This is a genomic window from Isorropodon fossajaponicum endosymbiont JTNG4 (assembly GCF_016592615.1).
Lineage (GTDB): Bacteria > Pseudomonadota > Gammaproteobacteria > PS1 > Pseudothioglobaceae > Ruthia.
The window spans coordinates 1020667-1044953 of sequence record NZ_AP013043.1 but is presented as its reverse complement, the minus strand read 5'-3'; the positions used below and the strand labels follow the sequence as shown (position 1 = coordinate 1044953).

Sequence of the window (24287 nt, the reverse complement as noted above, 5' to 3'; positions counted from 1 at the left end):
ACAAGCCTATTACTATGACATCGCGAAAAATTCTCGTTACCTCAGCACTGCCTTATGCCAATGGTGAAATTCATCTGGGGCATTTATTAGAATACATTCAAACTGATATTTGGGTGCGTTTTCAAAAAATGATGGGTAATGAGTGTCATTATGTTTGTGCAGATGATGCACACGGCACGCCCATTATGCTTAAAGCTGATGAGCTTGGTATTACGCCTGAGGCGTTAATTAAAGGCGTGAGTGAGCGCCATCAGGCAGATTTTAAAGAATTTTCAATTGGTTTTAGCCAATATCACTCAACCCATAGTCAGGAAAATAAAGACATTTCTGCTAATATTTATCACAAGTTAAATGATGCTGGTTTTATTAAAAAACGTATCATTTCTCAGGCGTTTGACCCTGAAAAGCAAATGTTTTTACCCGATCGATTCATTAAAGGCGATTGTCCTAAATGCGATGCTAATGACCAATATGGTGATAATTGTGAAGTTTGTGGCGCAACCTATTCGCCAACAGGGCTGAAAAATGCCAAATCTGCCATTTCAGGCGCAACCCCAATCACTAAAGACTCAGAGCACTATTTCTTTGACTTGCCTCAATTTGAAGCGCAACTTAAAGCGTGGACCAAAGCAGGGCATTTGCAAAATGAAGTGAATAATAAATTATCTGAATGGTTTGAGCAAGGTCTTCAACAATGGGATATTTCTCGTGATGCACCGTATTTTGGTTTCCAAATTCCTGGCGTGGAAGGCAAGTATTTCTATGTTTGGTTAGATGCACCGATTGGTTATATGGCGAGTTTTAAAAAGCTTTGTGATGAGCAAGGGTTAGATTTTGATGAGTACTTTAACAAAGACTCAAATACCGAACTTTATCATTTTATCGGTAAAGATATTGTTTATTTTCATGCGCTTTTTTGGCCGGCTATGTTGATGGGTGCGAATTATCGCACGCCAAGTGCGATTTTTGCACATGGGTTTTTAACCGTTCACGGTCAAAAAATGAGTAAATCTCGTGGCACGTTTATTCAAGCTAGAACTTATCTTAATCATCTTAATCCTGAATGTTTGCGTTATTATTATGCCTATAAACTGTCTGCTAAAATTGACGATATCGACCTTAATTTGACCGACTTTAAGCAACGTGTAAACTCAGATTTGGTGGGTAAAGTGGTTAATATTGCCTCACGTAGTGCAGGGTTTATTGTTAAGAAATTTAACAAAACTTTATCTGCCTATGCTATTGAACCTGAGCTTTATCAGGTGTTTGTTGCTTGTGGTGATGTTATTAAAAAACATTATGAGGCACGTAATTATAATCAAGCCATGCGCGAGATTATGAAACTAGCCGATAAAGCCAATCAATATATCGACGAGCATAAGCCGTGGCAATTGGTAAAAGAAGATGATAAGCAAGCACAAGTGCATGACGTGACTTCACTTGCTATTAATTTATTTAGGGTACTGATGACCTACCTTAAACCAGTATTGCCCGTTATGGCAAAACAAGCCGAGGTGTTTTTAAGTATAGATACGCTTAATTGGCAGGATTTAAAACACCCTTTAACCAAGCATCAAATTAATGCATTCAAGCCTTTAATGTCACGTATTGAAGATGAGAAAATTGAACAAGTTATTGAGGCTTCAAAACAAAATATGCAAGTAGTTGCACAGGACAATCCCAAGGATGATAGTATGATTCAAATTGATGATTTTACTAAAATTGATTTACGGGTTGCTAAAATTATCAAAGCCCAAAATGTAGAAGGTGCTGATAAATTATTACAATTAACACTAGATATTGGCGAACAAGAAACGCGCAATGTATTTGCAGGCATTAAAGCGCATTATACAAACGAGGAGTTAGAAGGGCGGCTCACCATTATGGTTGCAAACCTAGCGCCTAGAAAAATGCGCTTTGGTATTTCACAAGGTATGGTGCTTGCAGCAGGCGATGGTGAGTCGCTACATATTTTGTCAGTTGATTCTAATGCCAAGCCAGGTATGAAAATCAACTAGCCTTGAAATATTAGCTATTGTTGATTAAAATAATTTTTTTTCGGAAGGATGTCAGAGCGGCCGAATGAGCACGCTTGGAAAGTGTGTGTACCTTTGGGTACCGTGGGTTCGAATCCCACTCCTTCCACCATATTAGCATGTTATGAAACCAAATTTCCAACCTAAAAATATTGTCAAAACCATTGAAAAATTAACCCAAGATGGGCTTAAGGCAGTAGAAAAAGCAAGCCTTGGCACTAGCTGGGATAGTGTGGTTGCAACCACTGATCAAATGGCATTTGAATTGGGTAAGTTCACCAGTGTTAACTCGCACTTAAATGCAGTGATGTTTAGTGATGAATTTAATCAACAATATGAAAAAACACTGCCAATTATTACTAATTTTTATTCTGATATATCTACCAATAAAGCTTTATATCAAGCTTACAAGGCACTCAAAAAGACCAGCCTTAACAAGCAACAACAACACATAGTTAAAGATGCTATAGAGAGCTTTGAGCTTTCAGGTGTAGGTTTGGAAGGCAAAATTGCGCATAGATTTAAAGTCATTAAGGAAAAACTAAGTTTGCTTAGTAATGAATTTTCTAAAAACGTTTTAAAGTCCACCAACGAGTGGAAAAAAATTGTAGATAAGGATGAGTTAAAAGGCTATAGTGATAATGAACTGGCAAAAATTAAAACTGATAAGGGTTATGAGTTAAGTTTGCAAATGCCTGTTTATATGGATGTTATGACTTATTTAGATAACCGAGACTTGCGAGAAGAGGTGTATAGGGCTTATGTATCAAGAGCCTCAGAATTAGGCATCACTTCAACTGACTATAACAACAAGCCAATTATGGATGAAATTTTATCATTACGTGCTGAGATGGCCCATATTTTAGGTTTTGAGCATTATGCGCAGTTGTCTATTGCATCTAAAATGGTCAATAAGGTTGATGAGGTAATACAGTTTTTATCTAATTTGGTGGAGCGTTCAAAGCTTCAGGCACAATTAGAATTAGCAGAATTAAAAGATTTTTCAGGTATTGATTTAAAACCATGGGATTTAGGATTTTGTAGTGAACAACTTAAAGAACAAAAATTTGGATTTAAAAAATCTGATTTAATGCCATACTTTCCAGAGGGCAGTGTATTAAACGGACTGTTTTCAACCATTGAAAATTTATATCAGATTAAAATTGAACAAATACAGCAAGATAGCTACCACGTTGATGCTAAAGTTTTAAATGTTAGTGATAAAAATGGACTCATTGGTAGAATTTATCTTGATTTATATGCTAGGGAAAACAAGCGTTCTGGCGCGTGGATGGCAGATTATCAACCTTTAATTGAGCCTCATAAGCCTGTTGCTTTTGTGGTTTGTAACCTTAATTCTCCTACTAAAGACAAACCAGCCTTATTTGAATTTGACGAAATTGTTACTTTATTTCATGAATTTGGACATGCGCTACATCACCTATTAACCAAGGTTAAATATCCTTGTGCTGCAGGCATATCTGGTGTGCCATGGGATGGTGTGGAACTGCCTAGCCAATATATGGAATTTTATGCGTTTGAAAAACAAGTCATCGCCTTGATTTCAAAGCACTATAAAACTGGGCAATCTTTACCTGATGATTTGTTTGATAAGCTCATTGCTTCTAAAAATTTCCACTCAGCACTGGCCATGTTACGACAGTGCGAGTTTTCATTGTGGGATCTTAAAACACACATGTCAAATGTAGATACCTATGAAGTATTAACCCAAGTTCGATTAGAGACAGCACTGATGGATAGCATTGACGAAAGTCGATTTTTAAACACCTTTGGGCATACTTTTTCAGGGGGTTACGCAGCAGGATATTTTAGTTATAAATGGGCAGAGGTTTTAGCGGCTGATGCTTATTATTATGTACAAGGGGAGGGCGGTATTGGCTCTAACGCCTCTAAAGATTTCTTGTATAATATTTTGCAGATAGGTGGCAGTTTAGATTTTATGCAACAATACATAAAATTTAGAGGTAAAGAGCCTTCGATTAATGCTTTATTACAAGCAAATGGTATTTTTTAGTATACTTAATTAAGGAAAAACATGATTAAATTTATTCTCAGTATTATTATTATTTTGGCATTGATTGGTGGTGTTGTACAGTTTGTTGCAACTGATGAAAGCTGGTCTTTGGTTATGAATAAGGAGGTTGCACTTAATAGTATTCAAAACGGTGTCATTGCAATCTATGAGTTTATTGAGGCGTTAATTTCTGATGCTGATAAAATCAAAGGTGTTGACTTAACAACAACAAAGCAAGTAACACTTGCAAGTAATTTTTAAACCTTCGTTAATACGGAGGTTTTTTGTGAAGGCTGTTAAATTTTGCTGAGTACAATTGAGCCATTGGTACCACCAAATCCAAATGAGTTAGAAATGGCATGATTGATGGTCATTTCTCGTGCTTCATTAGCGCAATAATCTAAATCACAATTTGGGTCTTGATTGATGATGTTAATGGTTGGTGGTGCAACTTGGTTTTGAATGGCAAGCGCAGTAAAGATGGCTTCAATGCCACCAGCAGCACCTAATAAGTGACCAGTCATAGATTTGGTTGAACTCATGACAATGTTATAAGCGTGCTTGCCAAAGGCTAATTTAGTAGCATCTGTTTCTGCCTGATCACCCGATGGCGTGGAAGTACCATGTGCATTAATATAATCAATTTGATCAGGGTTAATACCTGAGTTTCTTAGCGCATTTTGCATGCTTCTGGCTGCACCTTTTCCGCCTTTTGAGGGTAGTGTCATGTGATAAGCATCACCACTCATGCCATAGCCTGAAACTTGCGCATAAATTTTTGCACCACGTGCTTTGGCGTGTTCAAATTCTTCTAATACCACAACACCTGCACCGTCGCCAAGCACAAAACCATCTCTGTCTTTATCCCAAGGGCGAGAAGCGCTTGCTGGGTCGTCATTACGAGTGGATAATGCACGAGCCGCGGCAAAACCACCTAAACCACAGTTGGTGGTTGACATTTCAGCACCACCAGCAATCATTACATCAGCATCGCCATATTCAATCAAACGAGAAGCAGTACCAATGTTGTGGGTGCCTGTAGTGCAAGCAGTAGTGATAGCAAAATTAGGACCTTTTAGTCCATATTTAATAGAAAGATTGCCTGAAATCATGTTGATAATTGAAGAGGGGACAAAAAAAGGTGAAATGCGCTTTGCACCCTTTTCTCTGAATAAATCTGCAGTTTTTTCAATTGTGCCAAGACCACCAATGCCAGCACCGATGGCAACACCGATGCGGTGGGCATTTTGCTCAGTGACTTTAATGCCACTGTCTTCAATAGCTTGAATACCAGCGGCCATGCCGTAATGGATAAAAGTGTCCATTTTTTTGGCATCTTTAGGTCTTAAGTAGTCAGTAATTTCAAAACCTTTAACCGAGCCGCCAAATGTGACTGATTGACCTTTAGTATCAATATTAGTGAGTGAGGCAATGCCGGAATGACCTTTAAGAATATTATCCCAAGATTCACCTACACTTAAACCTACTGGGCAAACCATACCCATACCTGTAATAACAACCCTTCTTTCACTCATAATGTTTTAAAATTTAATACAAAAAAGGCGCTTAATTCTTTGAATTAAGCGCCTTTTTTGTATTAAGTTGATAAACGGAAATTACAAATTATTGTTAACGTAGTCAATTGCTTGTTGCACTGTGGTAATGTTTTCGGCTTGATCGTCAGGGATTTCACAGTCAAATTCTTCTTCAAGAGACATGACCAATTCAACAGTATCCAAAGAATCTGCACCTAAATCATCAATAAAAGAAGCGTTGTTATCAACATCACCGCTTACGTCTAATTGTTCAGCTACAACTTTTTTTACTCTTTGCTCAAAACTCATTTGCCATTTCCTTAACTATTTTAAAACCATTATTTTATCGTCAAAAAGAGGTTATACAAGACTAAATTTAATTTTTTTTATTAAAGTGTTCTATATAAATAGCTCTAGATTTGATATCGAGTTGGGTCTGCTACTTTTGCCTCTTTAAAGCCTAATTTTCTATATTCACACGCATCACAAATGCCGCAAGCTTTTCCGTTTTTATCTGCCTGATAACACGTTGTTGTTAGTGAATAGTCAATGCCAAGAGAAAGTCCTTTTTTGATAATTTGTGCTTTATTTAAATGAATTAGTGGCGTATGAATGGTTAGCTTTTTTCCTTCAACACCTTGTTTAGTGGCAAGATTGGCCATTACTTCAAATGCTTTGATATAAGCCTCTCTACAATCGGGGTAACCTGAGTAATCCAGTGCATTAACACCAATAAATACATGCTGACAGTCTAATACCTCTGACCATGCCAGTGCATAGGATAAAAAAATGGTATTGCGAGCAGGTACGTAAGTGATCGGAATGTCATCGCTTTGAGAAAATCTTGGTACGTCAATATTATCATCTGTTAAGGCGGATCCGCCAATATCAGATAAGGATATTTTCATAACTCTATGTTCGCTGGTGGCAAAAATTTTAGCAATATTTTTTGCAGATTTTAGCTCTGATTTTTGCTTTTGCCCGTAATCAAAACTAAGACTGTAACACTCGAAACCTTTTAATTTAGCAATGGCTAAAGTCGTGGTGGAATCTAACCCGCCAGATGAAAGAATTACTGCTTTGGTATCATTGTTAGTGCTAGACATTGGCTAAATTGCCCTTTTCTTCTAACCATTTTTTTCGATCAGCTGCGCGTTTTTTGCTTAACAACATATCCATGGTTTGAAAAACTTGCAGTGGATCATCTAATGTGAGTTGAATTAAGCGCCTAGTATCAGGCAACATGGTGGTTTCTCTTAGTTGAGAAGGGTTCATTTCACCCAAACCTTTAAAGCGCTGAACTTGAATTTTAACACGCTTGTTTTCACTTTCTATTTTTCTAATAATGGCGTCTCGTTCATTGTCATCAAGAGCGTAGTGAACTTGTTTTCCTGCGTCCACACGATATAAAGGTGGCATTGCAACAAATATATGACCTTCTTTAATAAGTTTTGGGAAGTGTTTTACGAATAAAGTGCAAATGAGCGTGGCAATATGTGCGCCATCTGAATCGGCATCGGCAAGAATACAAATTTTGCCATATCTTAAGCCAGATAAGTCTTCACTATTAGGTTCAAGACCAATGGCAATGCTGATATCATGAATTTCGTTACTGGCCAATACTTGATCAGAATCAACCTCCCAAGTGTTTAAAATTTTACCGCGTAGTGGCAAAATGGCCTGATACTCTTTGTCTCTTGCCTGTTTGGCAGAACCACCTGCAGAGTCACCTTCAACTAAAAATACTTCTGTTTGATTAAGATCAGTGCTAGTACAATCTGATAATTTTCCAGGCAGGGCAGGACCGCTAACTATTTTCTTGCGAATGACTTTTTTGTTGGTTTTAAGTCTTGCCTGTGCATTGACAATAGCCAATTGAGCAATTTGCTCTGCAATGCTGGTATGCTGATTTAGCCAAAGACTAAAGGCATCTTTAACAACATTGGCAACAAAACTAGCACACTCTCTAGAGGAAAGTCTTTCTTTGGTTTGTCCAGAAAATTGCGGATCTAATATTTTGATGGATAATACATAAGCAATTTTTTGCCAGATATCATCAGGCGTGAGTTTGATGTTTTTGGGAATTAAATTTCTAAATTCGCAAAATTCTTTTAAGGCTTCAGTAAGTCCTGACCTTAACCCATTAACATGTGTGCCACCACCAATGGTTGGAATGAGATTAACATAGCTTTCAGCCACAATATTGGTGTTGTATTGCGTCCATGCGAGCGAACAATTAAGTTGTTGTTCGTCAGTTTTGTAATCAGTAATAAAGGGGGTGGGTGGTAGGCAATCTAAGCCATCTAAAGATATAGATAGATAATCTTTTAAGCCTTCTTTGTAAACCCATTTATCTGTTGTTTCATCTACTTCATTATAAAAATTAACTTCCAAACTTGGGCATAAAATCGCTTTAGAGCGTAAGTTATGGCGTAGTCTGCTTGCAGAAAATTTAATGGTGTCAAAAAACTGTGCATCGGGTTTGAATTTAACAATAGTACCTGTGTTTCGCTTGCCAATACTGCGAGTTATTTCAAGTTCTGTTTGTTTAAAACCATTTGAAAAAGTGATGTAATATTCTTTAGCATCCCTTTTAATCCAAATTTCTACCAAGGTAGATAGGGCATTAACCACTGAAATACCAACACCATGTAAACCGCCTGAAAATTGGTATGCATCATTTGAAAATTTTCCGCCTGCATGGAGTTTAGTTAAAATAACCTCAACACCTGACTTGCCCTCCTTAGGGTGAATATCTACAGGCATACCTCGACCATTATCTTCAACGGATAAAGAACCATCTTTGTATAAAACAACGCTAATTTTAGAAGCATATCCTGCAATTGCTTCATCAACACTATTATCAATAACTTCTTGGGCAAGGTGGTTTGGGCGCTCAGTTTCAGTGTACATTCCTGGGCGTTTGCGCACTGGTTCAAGGCCTGTTAAAACCTCAATAGAGGATGAATCGTAGTTACTCATGATGAGGCTATGCATTACCTATGCAAAAATAAGGAGAATAGATTGCTATTTGACGAGTTTTTGGGTGAGAAGGGTGATGTTTCATGGGTTATGCTGGGCTAATGCAGTGGTCTTAATGTTTGAGTGTGATAATTTGGCAAGTATCATACCAAAAAAAGCTCCATAAAATGGAGCTTTTTATTTACTTGAATAATATGACGGTTACATCATACCACCCATACCGCCCATGCCACCCATATCAGGTGCAGCAGCAGACGCGTCTTGAGGCGCGTCAGTAATCATTGCCTCGGTTGTAATCATAAGACCCGAGATACTGGCAGCATGTTGTAATGCTGCACGAACAACTTTTGTTGGGTCTAAAATACCCATTTTAAGCATATCACCATATTCTTCTGTTGCTGCATTGTAGCCATAATTGCCTTTGCCTTTAGCAACTTCGTTAAGAATAACAGAGGCCTCACCACCACCATTTGTTACAATTTGGCGTAATGGCGCTTCCATAGCGCGCTTAGCAATGTCAATACCAATATTTTGATCATGATTATCACCCGTTAATCCATCTAGAGCTTTAATGGCACGAACCAAGGCAACACCACCACCAGGAACGACGCCCTCTTCAACAGCAGCGCGAGTGGCGTGTAATGCATCATCAACACGGCTTTTCTTTTCTTTCATTTCAACTTCAGTAGCAGCACCTACTTTAATCACAGCAACACCACCTGATAATTTAGCCAAGCGTTCAAGTAATTTTTCTTTATCGTAATCACTCGTTGTGGTTTCAATTTGTGCTTTAATTTGTGCAATACGGCCATCAATATCAGCTTTTTTGCCAGCACCATCAACAATGACTGTGTTTTCCTTGCCGATTTCAATGCGCTTAGCAGTGCCAAGATGTTCTTCAGTTACTTTTTCTAAAGACAAACCAACTTCTTCTGAAATAACCATGCCACCTGTTAGTACAGCAATGTCTTCTAAAACTGCTTTACGACGATCGCCAAAGCCAGGCGCTTTAACTGCTGCAACTTTAACAATACCACGCATGTTATTAACCACTAATGTGGCCAGCGCTTCGCCATCAATATCTTCAGCGATGATTAACAAAGCTTTGCCTGATTTTTGAACTGCTTCTAGTGCAGGCAATAAATCACGAATATTTGAAATTTTACCGTCATGTAATAATACAAAAGGTGTCTCAAGATCAGCAGTCATTGCTTCTTGATTGTTGACAAAGTAAGGTGATAAATAGCCACGATCAAATTGCATACCCTCGACCACATCAAGCTCATTTTCAAAACCAGAGCCTTCTTCAACTGTAATAACACCAGCTTGACCTACTTTTTCCATGGCATCGGCAATAATATCACCCACAGAAACATCAGAGTTTGCAGAAATAGTGCCAACTTGGGCAATAGCTTTTGTATCATTGCAAGGTTGTGAGAACTCACGCAACGCATTAACAGCAGCCTCTGTTGCTTTATCAATACCTCGTTTAAGATCCATAGGGTTCATGCCTGCTGCTACTGATTTAACACCTTCAATAACGAGGGCTTGTGCAAGTACAGTTGCTGTTGTGGTACCATCACCAGCAATATCATTGGTTTTTGATGCCACTTCTTTGACCATTTGTGCACCCATATTTTCAAATTTACCTTCTAAGGTAATTTCTTGAGCAACAGAAACACCATCTTTAGTAATTGTAGGGCCGCCAAACGACTTATCCAATACAACGTTTCTACCTTTAGGTCCTAGTGTTACTTTAACTGCGTTAGCTAGCATATTAACACCATCTAACATTAAATTTCTAGCTTCTGAGCCAAATTTTATATCTTTTGCTGACATTTTTAATCTCCTTTATTCAATAACTGCAACAATGTCGTCTTCACGCATCACTAGCAATGTTTCGCCATCTACTTTAATTTTATTACCCGCATATTGTCCAAATAATACTTGGTCTCCAATTTTAACGTCCAATGCAATAACATCATCATTGTCGTTAATTCTGCCATGACCAACTGCCAAAATTTCACCCTTTGAAGGTTTTTCTGTAGCTGAATCTGGGATAATTAATCCACTTTCAGTGGTTTTTTCCTCTTGTGTTCTACGAACGATCACACGATCGTGAAGGGGTCGAATATTCATTTTTTTCTCCTAGTTAATAAATAATTAATTTTTAAGCTAATACCTTAAGCTTAAGTCAGTCTTTAAAGAGTTTGCTCTTGTAAGTTTGATTTAAGCTTTTGCATGGCTTTAGTTTCAAGTTGGCGCACTCTTTCTTTTGAAATGCGATACTTGTCTGCTAAAGTATGTAGGGTTGTTTTTTCTTCTTTCAAGTATCTAGATTGTAAAATATCTAAACTTCTTTCATCTAAGGATGATAAGGCTTTGTAAAGTTGCTGCTGCTGGTTCTGTTTTGAATCGTCTATTAGTAATAATTGCTCAGGTGTTTGGACGTTTTCATTGGTTAAGTATTGTTCTGGTGCGTGAGAATCTTCATTATCAGATACTTCAAACGTTACGTCGTTGAATTGCAAGCGAGATTCCATCTCCAATACATCCTTACGACGCACGCCCAAATCGTTGGCAATTTTATCCGCCTGCTCTTCGTTCAATGAGCTATAAATATGCGCTTTGGCTTGTTTAAGTTTGAAAAATAATTTGCGTTGCGCTTTGGTTGTGGCAACTTTAACGATTTTCCAATTCTTGAAAATAAATTCGTGAATTTCCGCACGAATCCAATACACCGCGAATGAGGCAAGGCGTACATTTCTATTTGGATTAAAACGCTTAACCGCCTTCATTAACCCAATGGTGCCTTCTTGCACAAGATCGGCCTGTTCAAGACCATAGCCTTTGTAACCATGGGCAATAAAGGCGACAAAACGCATGTGCGACAAAACTAATTTTCTGGCCGCGCTTAAATCGTGATTTTCATATAATTGAACGGCTAACTCATGCTCTTGTGCACTGCTTAAGATGGGCGGGTATTTTTGAACCTCTAAACTTGAGGCTTTTTTAGCAGGTAATAATGCGAGTTCTTGATTCATTTTGTTAAATAACTAACGATAAATATTAGTAAGGGTTGAGATTATAGGCTATATCAATGTTTTAAGCAAATCTCGATGCTTATTTGATTGTTGTGCTAACGTTAGGCGCTCGGCCTGCACAATGGTTGATAAATCATTCAGAGCCACGTCAAAATTATCATTAATAACCAGATAGTCAAATTCATTAAAATGTTGCATTTCATTGGCTGCATCATGCATTCTTCTGTCAATAATGCTTTGTTTGTCTTGTCCTCTGTTGGTTAGACGTTCTTTTAATGCTGCTTGAGAAGGCGGGAGAATAAAAATACCAACTGAGTGATTGAAGGTTTGTTTAACCTGTCTAAAACCTTGCCAGTCAATCTCTAAAATAACGTCAGAGCCATTATTTAACAAATTTTGAACTGATTGTTTTGCACTGCCATAGTCATTATCAAACACTTGTGCTGATTCGATAAAGCCGTTTCTATTTTTTATTTTATTAAATTCATCTTTAGAGACAAAAAAGTAGTTCTCGCCCTGTACTTCGCCTAAGCGTGTCGCTCTTGTGGTGTGTGAAACTGAAACACACAAATGGTCAATTTTTTTAATAAGCGCTTTAACTAATGAGGTTTTTCCGCATCCTGAAGGGGCGGAAATCACAAACAACACGCCATTACTCACTGGGTGTGTAACCTTGAATATCATCTGCACCTTCTTTTGAAAAGAAGAACTTATCCATTTGTTCTTTAAGATAACTTTGTGCGTTTGAATCCATCAGATTTAAGTTGTTTTCATTGATTAACATGGTTTGGTGCTCAAGCCAGAGTTGCCAACCTTGTTTGGATACATTGCTTAGTATTCTTTGACCCAATTCACCAGGATAGGGCGCCCTATCTAAGGCTTCAAGTTGTTGGTCTAATTTAATGCATTTTACAGTATTCATTGTTTTTTCATTCCTATGTTTAGCAGTTTTAAGCTGGCAAAATATATAATAATTGCAAGCACAATGGTTGTGCCAAGTAATGTTATTCTTGAACTGACATCAGCTTTAAAATAAAGCTCAACTTCTGGTCCAAAAATCAAAATAAAGACAGCCATTATAAAGCTTGCAGCCAAGGCTTTAAAAAAAGTTTGATATAAGTTACTAGAAACATTGAAGATAGATTGCTTGTTTAAATAGTAATAGAGCAAGCCGGCATTAAGTAAGGCAGAAATAGAAGTGGCTATTGCCAGACCCACGTGGGCAAAATAAAAACCTAAAACAATGTTTAAGAAAACATTAGATATCATAGCAATAACCCCGACTTTAACGGGTGTTTTGGTGTCTCCTCTGGATAAAAAAATAGGCGCTAAAATCTTAACAAAAATAAAAGCCATTAATCCTGAACCATAAGCTATCAGGCTTGATGATGATTGTAATGCAGCAAATGCATCAAATTGATCGTATTGAAACAAAGTGATAATTAGAGGCTCAGCAAGCAACACCAAGCCAGCACAGGCAGGTAGCCCCAATAACACTCCAATTGTTAAAGCATTATTAATTGTTTGTACAAATTTCTCATCATTTTTATCAGCAAAATGCTGGCTTAGTTTGGCTAAAGACACTGTTGCTAAAGCAATACCAATAAGTGCTAGAGGTAGTTCTAATAGCCTGTCTGAATAATATAGCCATGAAACACTACCACTGACAAGAACTGAGGCAATCATAGTATCAATTAGTAAATTGATTTGTGATACTGATACGCCAAATAGAGCAGGTAACATGCGTTTTTTTAAGAGCTTGACTGCTTGATGGTCGCCAAGTGCTAATTTGGGTAGTTTTTTTATTTTTAATAAAAAAAGTATCTGAAATAAAAGTTGTGCAATGCCACCAAAAAACACCCCCCATGCCAGTGCCATAATAGGGGTGTCCATATATTCAGATAAATATACGGCACTCAAAATCATAGAAATATTGAGTAAAACTGGTGTAAATGCAGGCACTGCAAACTGATCATAAGTATTTAAAATAGCGCCAGAAAAAGCTGTTAAAGAGATGAATAACAAATAAGGAAAGGTGATTCTTAGCATGTCTGATGCCAGGTTAAATTGCGTTGGGTCGGGTGAAAAGTAAAAACCCCAAGCGAACATAAAAATGATGATGGGCGCAATAATAACTGTAATGAGTGTGATTACAATTAACACAAAAAGAAATTTTGTGCCAATGTGGTTAATGATATTTTGAACCTCGGCCTGTGTATTATTGGCTTTAGCCTCAGCTAAGATAGGCACAAAAGCTTGTGAAAAAGCACCTTCGCCAAATAGACGCCTAAAAAAATTGGGAATTCTAAAGGCAATTAAAAAGGCATCAGTCAGACCGTTGGCACCAAAATATCGGGCAATAAAATAATCACGTACCAAGCCTAGTATGCGTGAAAGAAAAGTCATGGCAGCGATAATGCTGCTGGACTTTAAAAAAGACTTATCCAAAGGACATCTCTAAAATATCATTCCTCAGTTGGGCCGCGCATAATACCAACTTTAGAACTACGAATGCATTTAACAAATTGAACCACTTCTGGATGGCCAGATTCTGATTGTTCTAATTCTTTAAGAGATTGCTCCAATAAGCCAGATTCACGATAAACAGCTTTAAAGGCGCGTTTAATAGCGGCAATTGCATTAGGGCTAAAACCTCGTCGTCTCATACCTTCGGCGTTAATACTTCTAACCTGAGTTTGCACACCAGAGGCGACCATATAAGCAGGAATGTCTTTGTTGATTTGACAACCCATGCCAACATAGGTATGCATGCCAATCATGCAGAATTGTTTAACTAGGGTAAAGCCACCTAAAATTGCCCAATCATGGATTCTAACATGACCTGCAAGAGAGGCGTTGTTAGACATAATAATATGATCACCTACCTGACAATCATGAGCAATATGAACATAAGCCATTAACATATTATTAGAACCCACTCGAGTGATGGAATTTTCTTTTTCGGTGCCACGGTTAATGGTGCAAAATTCACGAATGAGATTGTCGTTGCCAATAATTAAGCTAGATTCTTGACCTTCTGCATAAGTAATATCTTGTGGGTCTCCACCTATTGAGGCGAAAGAATAAATATGGTTATTCTTTCCAATTTTAGTCGGACCTTGAATAACAGCGTGTGCTTCAACAATTGTGCCAGAATCAATTTCTACATTAGCACCGATAATAACATAAGCGCATATTTCAGCATTTTTATGAATTTTTGCACTAGGGTCGATAATTGCACTAGGATCTATAGCCACCTTACGCTCCTTAATTTTTTTTTTAATTAATCTGCTGCTTTTTGAGTACACATTAGTTCAGCACTCGTAACAATTTGATTATCTACAGTTGCTTTGCATTTAAACTTCCAAATACCACGCTTAACTGTTATGATTTCTACCTCTAAACGCAACTGGTCTCCAGGCTCAACTATGCGTTTAAATCTGACTTTATCAATACCAACAAGCATGTATATTTGTCCATCAATTGGTTTGCCTACTTCAGATTTAAAGGCTAAAATGCCTGTTGCTTGGGCTAAAGCTTCAACGATCATAACACCAGGCATAATTGGCTGGTTAGGGAAGTGTCCGGTAAATTGAGGTTCATTAAAGGTCACATTTTTTAACGCCACAATTGATTTGCCAATTTCTAGCTCTAGCACTCTATCAATGAGCAAAAAAGGATAACGATGGAGTAGGTAGTTTTTGACGTCTTGAATGTTCATTTCCATGTTATTTTTCCTTTAATTCTTTAAGTTTAATGTTTAAATAATGAGCGATTTTATCAAGATTTAACAGCCATACTTGTATTTTCTTCCATTTTTGATGCCTGCTAATAGAGGTGAAGCCTGTGTAATGCCCTTGCTCAGATAGATTTTTATCAACAGTGCTGGCACCTGTTACAATAATATCATCTGCTAAACTGATGTGGCTGGCAATGGTTGCACCGCCACCCACCATGCATCTTTTGCCTAGCGTGCAACTACCACCAATGGTCACTGTGGCAGCAATGGCAGAGTCTTGACCAATAATAACGTTGTGCGCAATATGTACTAAGTTATCAATTCGTACACCGTTGTGAATTTGAGTGTTTTCAATCGTGCCTCTATCAATGGTTGTGTTTGCACCAATGCTCACATTGTTGCCAATAACAACATAACCAAGGTGGGCAATACTATGCCAGTGTTTTTGTTGATCTTGGGCATTGCCAAATCCTTCTGAGCCAATCACTACGCCAGGAGATATAACAACATTGTTGCCAATTGAACAGCCTTGCAAAATACTCACATTTGGCTGAATCAAAGCATGATTACCAATAGTAACATTATCCTCAATAACAACATTTGAAGCAATGGCGCAGTGATTGCCAATAACAACATTTTTACCGATAGTACAGTTTGGCGCTATTTTTGCATCATTGATTTTGGCACTTGGATGGATGCCTTGATAATGCATAGTTTGTTTTTTAAACAAGTGTGTGGCTTTTGCAAATGCTAAGTAGACATCATCAACCACTAAAGCATTGGTAGGGCAGTTTTTTAACAAATCATTATTAAGAATAACAACACCGGCCTTGGAGTTTATTAACGTTTTTTTGTGCTTGTTACCATCGATATAAGTTAGTTGTGTTTGATTGGCCGATAGACTCGTGGCAATGTCTGTAATTTCAATATTAGCATCACCTACAAGTTTAGCATTGATGATTTTAGCAATTTCCCCTAATGTGTGCATTATTCAGATTAAGTCAAAAGGTAGTTATATCTGTGCTTGATTTAGAAACTAGTGCCTAATGTAAAGTCAAATGTTTTGGTTTTATCACCTAATTTTTTAATTAAAGGCTGGGCAACATAAAAGCCTAATGGTCCAATAGGTGTTAGCCAAGAAAATGCAACACCTATTGAAAGGCGTAATTCATCTAAGTCAAACCCAGAGGCTTTTTCACTAATTGACCCCAAATCAACAAAGGCACTAATGCGCATGTTTTTACTATCATCTATAAATTTTATTGGCGAGATGACTGAGGCACTAGTCAGGAAGGAAAGTTCACCACCTTTGGCTTTGTCACTACCTATATATTTTGCACCTAAGGAGTTAAAGTCAAACCCACGCACTGACGAGGATCCGCCACCATAGTAGCGTTTAAAGAAAGGCAGTTCTTTGTTATCATAACCTTGAGCAAGGCCTAGATTACTTTTCAAGGAAAGAGTTAAATCATTTTTCAATGGGTAGTAACTTTTATGAGAGGCATCTAGCTTATAATAATGAAAATCTGCCATAGGCAAGGCCAGACTAAAATTTAAACTATTTTTTTGCCCTTTGGTTGGAAAATTAAAGTCATTTAGTGTGTTGTTACTCCAATTCAAGCCCAATTTCAGTTCAGTTTTATCTTTACTGGCACATTGTGTTGGCTCGTGATCATTATTAGAAAAGGTTGTTCCACAAGTAATATCACGCTTTGAAGCTCTTAAGTCAGCGCCAATTCTTGTTTCTTTTGTTACGGGTATGCTATAACCTAAACTAAAGCCATTTTCATCAATCTTATATTTATCCAACTCTAATTCAGATGCATCTAATTTTTTGGAAAATACGCCGTAACTAATGCTGTGCCCATTTTGAGTAAAATACGGATCAGAAAAATAAAAACTAATATTTCTTGCTGCTTTAGAGTTAGATAAGGAAAGATTTAGTGTATTACCCGTGCCTAAAAAATTTCTTTCTTGTACGCCTAAGTTGAGTGATGCACCTGTGCTATTAGAGTGTGATAAGCCAATTGAAAAAGTACCGGTTTGGGTTTCTTCAACACTAAAATGTAGGTTAATTTTATCTTTAAAGCCTTCAAGTTTTGAAACTTGCATTTTTACATCGGAGAAAAAGCCTAAGCGTTTGATTTTTTCGATAGATTCATTAAGTTCAGTACTAGAGTACACCCCCCCCTCATGAATGTCAATTTCACGACGAATAACTTCATCCTGAGTACGGGTGTTGCCAACAATAGTGATGCGGTTAATGTAAACTTTTTTATTGGGCGTTATGTCAATATTTAAATCAATTGTATGTGCACTTGTGTTTTCTAATGTTGCAACTTTGACATCAGAAAAAGCATAGCCTTGATTGGCGAATACGTCGTTAATAGCCTGCAAACTCTGTATCATTTTTTTGCGTTCAAACACATCACCTTTTTTAAAACTCAATAACTTTCTAAGATCTTCAATGGAATGACTAAGCAAGTCGCCTGTAAATTGAATGGTGCCAATTTTGTATTCAGCGCCTTCACTAATCTGAATGTTAATGCTGATATTTTGTTTGTCTTCTGATAAATCTGTTTTGACTTCATTAACTTTAAAATCAAGATAACCGGCGTTAATATAGAATGATTTCATAGATTCAATGCCGGCATCTAATGCCACCTTGGAGTGGTGATCTTTTTCGGTGAAATAATTGATAATAAAAAAGTCAGCTTGCCCAATTTTAAATAAATTTAATAATTCGCTTTCATCAAAAACACGATTACCAGTAATTTTCATTGAGCTAATTTTTGCCACTTTGCCTTCACTAATATTAAGCTCAATACCCACTCTATTCTGTGTATCAATCTTAATAGTTTTGGCGATGCTAATGCCGTAATAACCTTTTGATGCATAGACAGCTTTTAGTTGGGCAATTAATTTATCAAGTTGTCTTTTATTGAAAATTTTGCCTTGAGAAAGCCCCATAGTTTTCAAAATTTGATTTAATGACTTTTCTTCAATGACTTTATTTGAATAATTAGTCACATCAATGTATTTAATATGAGGGTTTTCTGTTAACTTGATTTTCAAAATTTGAGCCTCTTGAGAAACTTCAATGTCTTTAAAAAAATTAGTTTTATACAGAGCACGAATAATTTGTCCTGATGTTTGATTGTTGTAATCATCACCTGTTTCAACTGGAAGATAGCCTAAGACCGTACCCCTAGAAATAACATTAAGACCTAGAATTTCAATATTTTTAATAGGCGCTGCTAGTGCAACTGAACAAGCAAAAATGCTTGCTACTAAGACAAATAAGGTGATAATTTTTTTCATATTTTTCTCATATTTTTCTCATATTTTTCTCATATTTTTTTCATAAATTATAATAAACGTGACAAATCATTATACAGAGCAACAACTGTTAGTGACATAATAACAAGCAAGCCAAATTTTGTTAAAACTTGTTGAAATGATTGGCTAACAGCCGAACCTTTAATGAGCTCTATTAAATAGAAAAACAAATGCCCGCCATCTAATAGCGGAATGGGCAATAAATTAAGCAAACCCAAGCCAATACTAATGAGCGCCAAGAAAGATAAAAATGATACAAAGCCAACTTGGGCACTTTTGCCGGCATAGTTAGCAATGCTAATAGGTCCGCTAATCTGATTAAGTGATGCGTCACCCATAATCATTTTTTTAATCATTTTCAAGTTAAGCAAGGTGAGTTGATAAACTTTATCATTAGCTGCTATGAAAGCACCAAATATATCTTTTTTAACTAATACGAGCCACTTATCTAAATAACCAGTGGGTACCAAAACGCTAATACCCGCTTTGGCTAAACCGTTCTCAATTTTTGGTGTCAGTATTGTATTTAAAGTATTACCATTGCGTTTAACTTGCAAATTAATTTCTTTATTTGGGCTGTTTTGAATGACATTAACAAAATCATGCCATGAATTGATACGAATCTGGTTTGCATTTAGGATTTTGTCATTTGTTTGTAAGCCTGCTATTGAAGCGGGCGAATTAGGCACAACATGGTCAATAATTACCTCAAGTTTAGGCATGGCAAACTTAAACCCTAAGTAGTGCTCAATACCTTGTTCTGGATTGGATAAGAAGTCGCCAGATAAGTTAAGTTCTAATTTTTTAAGATTTGAAGTGCTGGAAATGACATTAACATAAAGAGGATTCTCATCCAGTGATTGAATAAAATTAATTGAAAATTCGCTGATGGTTGGTGTTAAAACGCCATTAATGCTCAGTAGCTGGTCGCCTGTTTTAATGCCTGACTTTTGAGCAATACTAGGACTTTCAAGTGCGCCTACAATAGGCTTAACACCATTAACACCGATAACAAAAACAACAGTGTAGAGGATAATAGCTAAAAGAAAATTAGCAATCGGTCCAGCTGCAACAATCATAATGCGCTTATAAACGCTTTGCTGATTAAAAGCACGGTGTTTTTCTGACGCTTCAACTGGTGCTTCGTTTTCATCAAGCATTTTAACAAAGCCACCTAAAGGGAGTACGCACAGCGTGTATTGAGTTTCGCCATATTTAAATGATTTTAAAATCTTGCCAAACCCAATCGAAAAACGCAAGACCTTGACGTTAAGTTTTTTAGCAACTAAAAAATGACCCAATTCATGAACAGTTACCAAAATACCAATGGTAATTAAGAAATACCCTAGGGCAGAAATAAACGCCATTGGGGTTTATAATTGTGGGTGAGTGTGTCCAGCATCTTTGAGTTTTTGTAAATATTCATGCCAAAGCTTGTCATGATTCAAAGCAAGTTTATGCAAGTGTGACCAGGAGTAAATACCACTGTCATGATTATCGCTAAAAAATAAAATAACGGCATAATTACCTGTTGGCTGAATGCGTAGAATGGTTACGTTTTCTTTATTAAGTTGCAAAGTTTCTTGCCCCTTGCCATGGCCAACCACTTCAGCTGAGGGTGAATAAACTCTTAAATATTCAGCGCTAAGTGGATAATCAATCTTGTCAAAGGTGACGGTTAATAAGATTTTTTCTTTGTTTAAGGTAATATTAGTTGGTGTTTGCATTTGGTTGCCTGGATGTGGAAATCAAGTGATATTTTATCAGAATTCAATTATTCTTAACCTTGAGAGTTATAAGTGGATAATACATAAAATATGTTGATTAATTTTACAAAAATGCACGGACTTGGTAACGACTTTATGGTGGTTGACAATCTTGCTGGTGATATTGTTTTTAATGCTGAACAAATAGCAAATTTAGCCAATCGACATTTCGGCATTGGCTTTGACCAACTATTAACGGTTGAAACTAGCAACACAAAAGATGTTGATTTTCGTTATGCTATCTATAATGCTGACGGTTTAGAAGTGGAGCAATGTGGCAATGGGGCGCGTTGTTTTGCGCGTTTTGTTAGTGAAAAAGGTTTAAGTAATAAAAACCCAATTGTTGTCGAAACTCGCTCTAGCATTATTAGTTTGCATTTGAATACTGACAACACAGTACGTGTTGATATGGGGAAGCCTAGTCTTAATCCAGTTGATATCCCACTCCTCGTGCCACAACAAAGCGCACATTATCAAATTGAAGGATGTGGTTTAGGTGTTGTTTCAATTGGCAATCCTCATTGTGTTATGCTAGTTGAGGATGTTAATGCCGTTGATGTTAGTAGCATTGCACCCAAAATTCAACAAAGTAAGTTGCTGCCCAACCAAGCTAACATTGGTTTTATACAAATTTTGAATACTCATGAAATTAATTTGCGTGTTTATGAACGCGGTTCTGGTGAAACTTTAGCTTGCGGCTCTGGTGCCTGTGCAGCAGTGGTTTATGGTGTTGATCAAGGCTTATTAAAAGAAAATGTGATTGCTCACTTAAGTGGTGGCGATGCTTTGATTGAATACACACAGGGTGGGCATGTATTTTTATCAGGCCCTGCACAATTTGTATTTGAAGGCAAGGTGGACATTTAACAATTGACAGAAAAGACTTGTCTGTCCTTTAGTCTGATAGCACTTAATCGCCCATGCCAAATACAGCCATGATCCATAGGATAAATGCGTGTTTGATTAACACCTGACAAACTAGACCAATGACCAAAGAATATATCGGTATTTTTTAACACTCTATTTTTGTGCATAAACCAAGCTTTAAAACCTTTTGGTGGATGCGTATAATTCATTTTATGGCTAAATTCTAATTCACCATTAGCTTTGCAAAAGCGTAGCCGCATTAGGGCGTTAATAGTATATCGACATTGCTCTAATTCAGTTAAACCTTTAGACCAAATATTAGACTTATTGTCATATATTTTATCTAAAAACTGTGAAATGTTAGTACCTTGAAGGTGTTTTTGAACTTGCTTAGATTGTTGAAAAAGTCTGTCAACATCCCAATTTGGTGGCACGCCAGCATGAATCATAAGAACATTTTTGTGTTTAATTATCAAAGGCTGGTTGCGCAGAAAATCCAGTAGTGAATCTGCATCATTGGCATTGATAACATCCATAAACGTGTCTTTCTTATTGGGTTTTTTGCTGCCTAGCGAACAGGCTAACAAGTGAAAATCATGATTACCCAACACCATCGAAGCATTACTTTTTAAATCTTTAATAAAACGCAATGTAGCTAAAGATTTCTTACCCCTGTTGACCACATCGCCTAAAAAAAATAGCTGATCTTTGTCGCTTGAGAATTTAATTTTTTTTAACAAAGCTTGCAAGGCGTCAAAGCAACCTTGAATGTCGCCAATTAAATAATCTGACATTAATGTAGCGTATAAGGCTTACTGAGTACAAATTCAGGAACTTGTACATTAAAACGTTCGCCATGGTCATCAATCATGCCATAAGAGCCTTTCATGGAGCCAGTTAAGGTTTTGATAATGGCACCTGAAGCGTACTGAAAAGATTCTCCTGACGCTAAATGAGGTTGTTGACCAATCACGCCTTCGCCAATAACATCTTCAGTATGTCCAGTTTCATCTTGAATGCGCCAATGACGCGTTAAAAGCTGCACGCCAACATGACCTTTGTTGGTGATAGTAATGGTGTAAGTATAAGCGTACTGACTTGCATAAACATCTGACTGATGCTCCAAATAAGCTACTTTAACCTTGATTTCAATGTTGTTTTTCATAGTCTTGTGTTAAGGTAATAAAATTATCAATTGTTAGCATTTCGGCGCGTTGAGATAAGTCAATATCAGTTTGCCCTTGAGTTAGTATTGATTTTAAGCAATTCCTTAGCGTTTTTCTGCGTTGTGAAAATGCTAATTTTACAACTTTTTCAAGTACTTTAATGTCTTTGGTTTTTGGTTGTCTTAAAGGTTTTAAATGCACAATGGCAGATTCTACTCTTGGTGCAGGATTGAATGATTCTGGTGGTACGATAAAAATCATCTGAACATCAAAAAATGCCTGCATCATGACACTTAAACGTCCATATATTTTAGAGCCATTATTTGCTGCCATCCTTTCTACAACTTCTTTTTGCAGCATGAAGGTCATGTCTTTTATTTTATCTAAATTTTCAAGCAAATAAAAAAGAACAGGAGAGGAAATATTATAAGGTAAATTTCCAACTATTCTAATTGGTGTGGGTAGGGCGTTTAAGTCAAATTTAAGGACATCGCCTTGATGAATGATTAAATTAGGGCGTTCAAGTGATTCTAAAATTGAAATTAAATTTCGATCAATTTCAATGACGTTTAATTGCTCAATATAATCTAATAAAGGCAGGGTTATGGCGCCTTGCCCAGGGCCGATTTCTAGTAAATTATCGTCACGCTTTGGAGCGATGGTGGCAATAATGCGATCAATAATTCTATGATCAATAAGGAAGTTTTGTCCAAAACGCTTACGAGCTTTATGCATAAGATGATGCCACTTGTGAAGATTGACGTTTTTTATGATTGAGCACTAGTATTTGTGCATAATTCAGTGCAGTATTTAAACTACCAAGGTTAATATTCCCAGTACCAGCAAGACTAAGCGCACTACCATGATCCACTGAGGTTCGGATAAACGGCAAACCCAGTGTAATGTTAACTGCTTTTTTAAATCCCAATGTTTTTAGCACTGGCAAGCCTTGGTCATGATACATGGTAAGTACACAGTCAACACCAATCAGCGCATCAGGTGTAAAGGCTGTATCAGCAGGTACACTACCGATAAGATTATACCCTTGGTTGTTTAGTTTTTTGATTAAAGGATTGATAATTTCAATCTCTTCCATGCCTAAATAGCCATCTTCGCCTGCATGTGGATTTAAGCCACATACAACAATCTTAGGTGTATAGATACCATCATTTAATAAGAATTGATGAATAATACTAATGGTTTTTTGCAAAGATTGGGTGGTAATACTTTGAGGCACTTCTGAAAGCGGCATGTGCGTGGTTGCTAGTGCAACCCTTAAGTCACTTGTTGCCAACATCATGACTGTTTTATCGGTATTAGATAAGTTGGCTAAATATTCAGTATGCCCCGTAAAACCAATTCCTGCTTGGTTAATAATGCCCTTATGTACCGGACCAGTAACCAAGGCATTGCATCGTGAGTTAAGGCAATATCCAGTTGCACAATCAAGTGTATTTAACACATATTGTGCATTGTCTTTATTTAAAATGCCGCATTCTACAGGAGCGTTAACTTTAATTGGATAGACAGACAGTTCATAAGCTGAACTGGTTTGTTCGGATTCAACGATTTTTATGTTTAAATTAAGTTGTTTTGCGCGATTTAATAAGACATCTGGATCTGCAAATAACAAAAGATTTTTACTTGATTTTTTTTGAGCGTAAATAACAGCTAAATCAGGTCCAATGCCTGATGGTTCTCCAACGGTGAAAGCGATATTCGTCATTAGGTTAATATTGTGAGATTTTTATACAAGAGAAATTTGTTCATGAAAGTAA

Annotated in this window: 24 protein-coding genes and 1 tRNA gene; 5 read left to right on the top strand and 20 right to left on the bottom strand. The window is 37.0% G+C overall.

From position 1 onward, the window contains the following. Positions 1 to 14: 14 nt before the first annotated feature. The 4 genes from metG to CVFO_RS06150 all read left to right on the top strand — a co-directional run bounded on the left by metG (position 15) and on the right by CVFO_RS06150 (position 4332). A complete protein-coding gene (metG, locus tag CVFO_RS06165) occupies positions 15 to 2018 on the top strand; it encodes a methionine--tRNA ligase (protein WP_201339198.1) in 2004 nt (667 codons plus the stop codon). A 42-nt stretch (positions 2019 to 2060) separates the two neighbouring features. Continuing rightward, a tRNA-Ser gene (locus tag CVFO_RS06160) sits at positions 2061 to 2148 on the top strand. A gap of 12 nt (positions 2149 to 2160) precedes the next feature. Beyond that, positions 2161 to 4071: a M3 family metallopeptidase gene (locus CVFO_RS06155; RefSeq protein ID WP_201339197.1), complete on the top strand. Its 1911-nt coding sequence runs from the start codon at positions 2161 to 2163 to the stop codon at positions 4069 to 4071. 21 nt (positions 4072 to 4092) lie between these two features. Further along, on the top strand, positions 4093 to 4332 hold the full coding sequence (locus tag CVFO_RS06150; protein ID WP_201339196.1) for a hypothetical protein: 240 nt from the start codon (positions 4093 to 4095) through the stop codon (positions 4330 to 4332). A 35-nt stretch (positions 4333 to 4367) separates the two neighbouring features. On the opposite strand, the gene fabF is transcribed toward CVFO_RS06150, so the two are convergent. From fabF to CVFO_RS06070, 16 genes are all read right to left on the bottom strand, one after another. Continuing rightward, on the bottom strand, positions 4368 to 5606 hold the full coding sequence (gene fabF / locus CVFO_RS06145) for a beta-ketoacyl-ACP synthase II (protein ID WP_201339195.1): 1239 nt from the start codon (positions 5604 to 5606) through the stop codon (positions 4368 to 4370). An 81-nt stretch (positions 5607 to 5687) separates the two neighbouring features. After that, positions 5688 to 5915 (bottom strand): acyl carrier protein, encoded by a 228-nt coding sequence (gene acpP / locus CVFO_RS06140; protein ID WP_201339194.1) that lies wholly within the window; start codon positions 5913 to 5915, stop codon positions 5688 to 5690. A gap of 104 nt (positions 5916 to 6019) precedes the next feature. Continuing rightward, on the bottom strand, positions 6020 to 6712 hold the full coding sequence (queC, locus tag CVFO_RS06135) for a 7-cyano-7-deazaguanine synthase QueC (protein ID WP_201339193.1): 693 nt from the start codon (positions 6710 to 6712) through the stop codon (positions 6020 to 6022). Then, positions 6705 to 8588: a DNA topoisomerase IV subunit B gene (gene parE, locus CVFO_RS06130; RefSeq protein WP_281064393.1), complete on the bottom strand. Its 1884-nt coding sequence runs from the start codon at positions 8586 to 8588 to the stop codon at positions 6705 to 6707. Before parE ends, queC begins: the two co-directional genes overlap by 8 nt. A gap of 201 nt (positions 8589 to 8789) precedes the next feature. Further along, on the bottom strand, positions 8790 to 10427 hold the full coding sequence (gene groL, locus CVFO_RS06125) for a chaperonin GroEL (RefSeq protein ID WP_201339192.1): 1638 nt from the start codon (positions 10425 to 10427) through the stop codon (positions 8790 to 8792). 12 nt (positions 10428 to 10439) lie between these two features. Then, positions 10440 to 10727 (bottom strand): co-chaperone GroES, encoded by a 288-nt coding sequence (locus CVFO_RS06120; RefSeq protein WP_201339191.1) that lies wholly within the window; start codon positions 10725 to 10727, stop codon positions 10440 to 10442. Positions 10728 to 10789: 62 nt separating this feature from the next. Further along, positions 10790 to 11632 (bottom strand): RNA polymerase sigma factor RpoH, encoded by an 843-nt coding sequence (rpoH, locus tag CVFO_RS06115; protein ID WP_201339190.1) that lies wholly within the window; start codon positions 11630 to 11632, stop codon positions 10790 to 10792. A 48-nt stretch (positions 11633 to 11680) separates the two neighbouring features. Beyond that, complete coding sequence (gmk, locus tag CVFO_RS06110) at positions 11681 to 12316, bottom strand: guanylate kinase (RefSeq protein WP_225879234.1); 636 nt, start codon at positions 12314 to 12316, stop codon at positions 11681 to 11683. Continuing rightward, entirely contained in the window at positions 12285 to 12554 is a 270-nt protein-coding gene (locus tag CVFO_RS06105; RefSeq protein WP_201339189.1) for an oxidative damage protection protein, read from the bottom strand. Before CVFO_RS06105 ends, gmk begins: the two co-directional genes overlap by 32 nt. Further along, entirely contained in the window at positions 12551 to 14080 is a 1530-nt protein-coding gene (gene murJ / locus CVFO_RS06100) for a murein biosynthesis integral membrane protein MurJ (RefSeq protein ID WP_201339188.1), read from the bottom strand. Before murJ ends, CVFO_RS06105 begins: the two co-directional genes overlap by 4 nt. A gap of 17 nt (positions 14081 to 14097) precedes the next feature. Further along, positions 14098 to 14889 carry an acyl-ACP--UDP-N-acetylglucosamine O-acyltransferase gene (gene lpxA, locus CVFO_RS06095; protein WP_201339187.1) on the bottom strand — a complete coding sequence of 264 codons (792 nt, stop codon included), beginning with the start codon at positions 14887 to 14889 and terminating at the stop codon, positions 14098 to 14100. Between the two features lie 26 nt (positions 14890 to 14915). Then, a complete protein-coding gene (fabZ, locus tag CVFO_RS06090) occupies positions 14916 to 15359 on the bottom strand; it encodes a 3-hydroxyacyl-ACP dehydratase FabZ (RefSeq protein ID WP_201339186.1) in 444 nt (147 codons plus the stop codon). 1 nt (position 15360) lies between these two features. Next, positions 15361 to 16359, bottom strand: coding sequence for a UDP-3-O-(3-hydroxymyristoyl)glucosamine N-acyltransferase (lpxD, locus tag CVFO_RS06085; RefSeq protein WP_201339185.1), 999 nt, complete (start codon positions 16357 to 16359; stop codon positions 15361 to 15363). A gap of 41 nt (positions 16360 to 16400) precedes the next feature. Next, positions 16401 to 18692 (bottom strand): outer membrane protein assembly factor BamA, encoded by a 2292-nt coding sequence (gene bamA, locus CVFO_RS06080; protein WP_201339184.1) that lies wholly within the window; start codon positions 18690 to 18692, stop codon positions 16401 to 16403. 47 nt (positions 18693 to 18739) lie between these two features. Continuing rightward, the gene (rseP, locus tag CVFO_RS06075; protein ID WP_201339183.1) at positions 18740 to 20077 is read right to left on the bottom strand and encodes an RIP metalloprotease RseP; all 1338 of its coding nucleotides are present in this window, start codon (positions 20075 to 20077) and stop codon (positions 18740 to 18742) included. 6 nt (positions 20078 to 20083) lie between these two features. Then, positions 20084 to 20437, bottom strand: coding sequence for a gamma-butyrobetaine hydroxylase family protein (locus CVFO_RS06070; RefSeq protein ID WP_201339182.1), 354 nt, complete (start codon positions 20435 to 20437; stop codon positions 20084 to 20086). 90 nt (positions 20438 to 20527) lie between these two features. Between CVFO_RS06070 and dapF the strand changes: the two genes are divergently transcribed. Further along, positions 20528 to 21343, top strand: a complete 816-nt coding sequence (dapF, locus tag CVFO_RS06065; protein ID WP_201339181.1) for a diaminopimelate epimerase — start codon at positions 20528 to 20530, stop codon at positions 21341 to 21343. Here dapF and CVFO_RS06060 read toward each other — a convergent pair. From CVFO_RS06060 to pdxA, 4 genes are read right to left on the bottom strand one after another with little or no spacing between them, the layout of a single operon-like run. Continuing rightward, complete coding sequence (locus CVFO_RS06060; RefSeq protein WP_201339180.1) at positions 21340 to 22137, bottom strand: symmetrical bis(5'-nucleosyl)-tetraphosphatase; 798 nt, start codon at positions 22135 to 22137, stop codon at positions 21340 to 21342. The genes dapF and CVFO_RS06060 overlap by 4 nt on opposite strands. Next, complete coding sequence (gene apaG, locus CVFO_RS06055; protein WP_201339179.1) at positions 22137 to 22508, bottom strand: Co2+/Mg2+ efflux facilitator ApaG/CorD; 372 nt, start codon at positions 22506 to 22508, stop codon at positions 22137 to 22139. Before apaG ends, CVFO_RS06060 begins: the two co-directional genes overlap by 1 nt. Further along, positions 22492 to 23244, bottom strand: a complete 753-nt coding sequence (gene rsmA / locus CVFO_RS06050) for a 16S rRNA (adenine(1518)-N(6)/adenine(1519)-N(6))-dimethyltransferase RsmA (RefSeq protein WP_201339178.1) — start codon at positions 23242 to 23244, stop codon at positions 22492 to 22494. The genes apaG and rsmA overlap by 17 nt, the downstream gene beginning before the upstream one ends. Then, entirely contained in the window at positions 23237 to 24235 is a 999-nt protein-coding gene (gene pdxA / locus CVFO_RS06045; RefSeq protein WP_201339177.1) for a 4-hydroxythreonine-4-phosphate dehydrogenase PdxA, read from the bottom strand. Before pdxA ends, rsmA begins: the two co-directional genes overlap by 8 nt. Positions 24236 to 24287 lie beyond the last annotated feature (52 nt).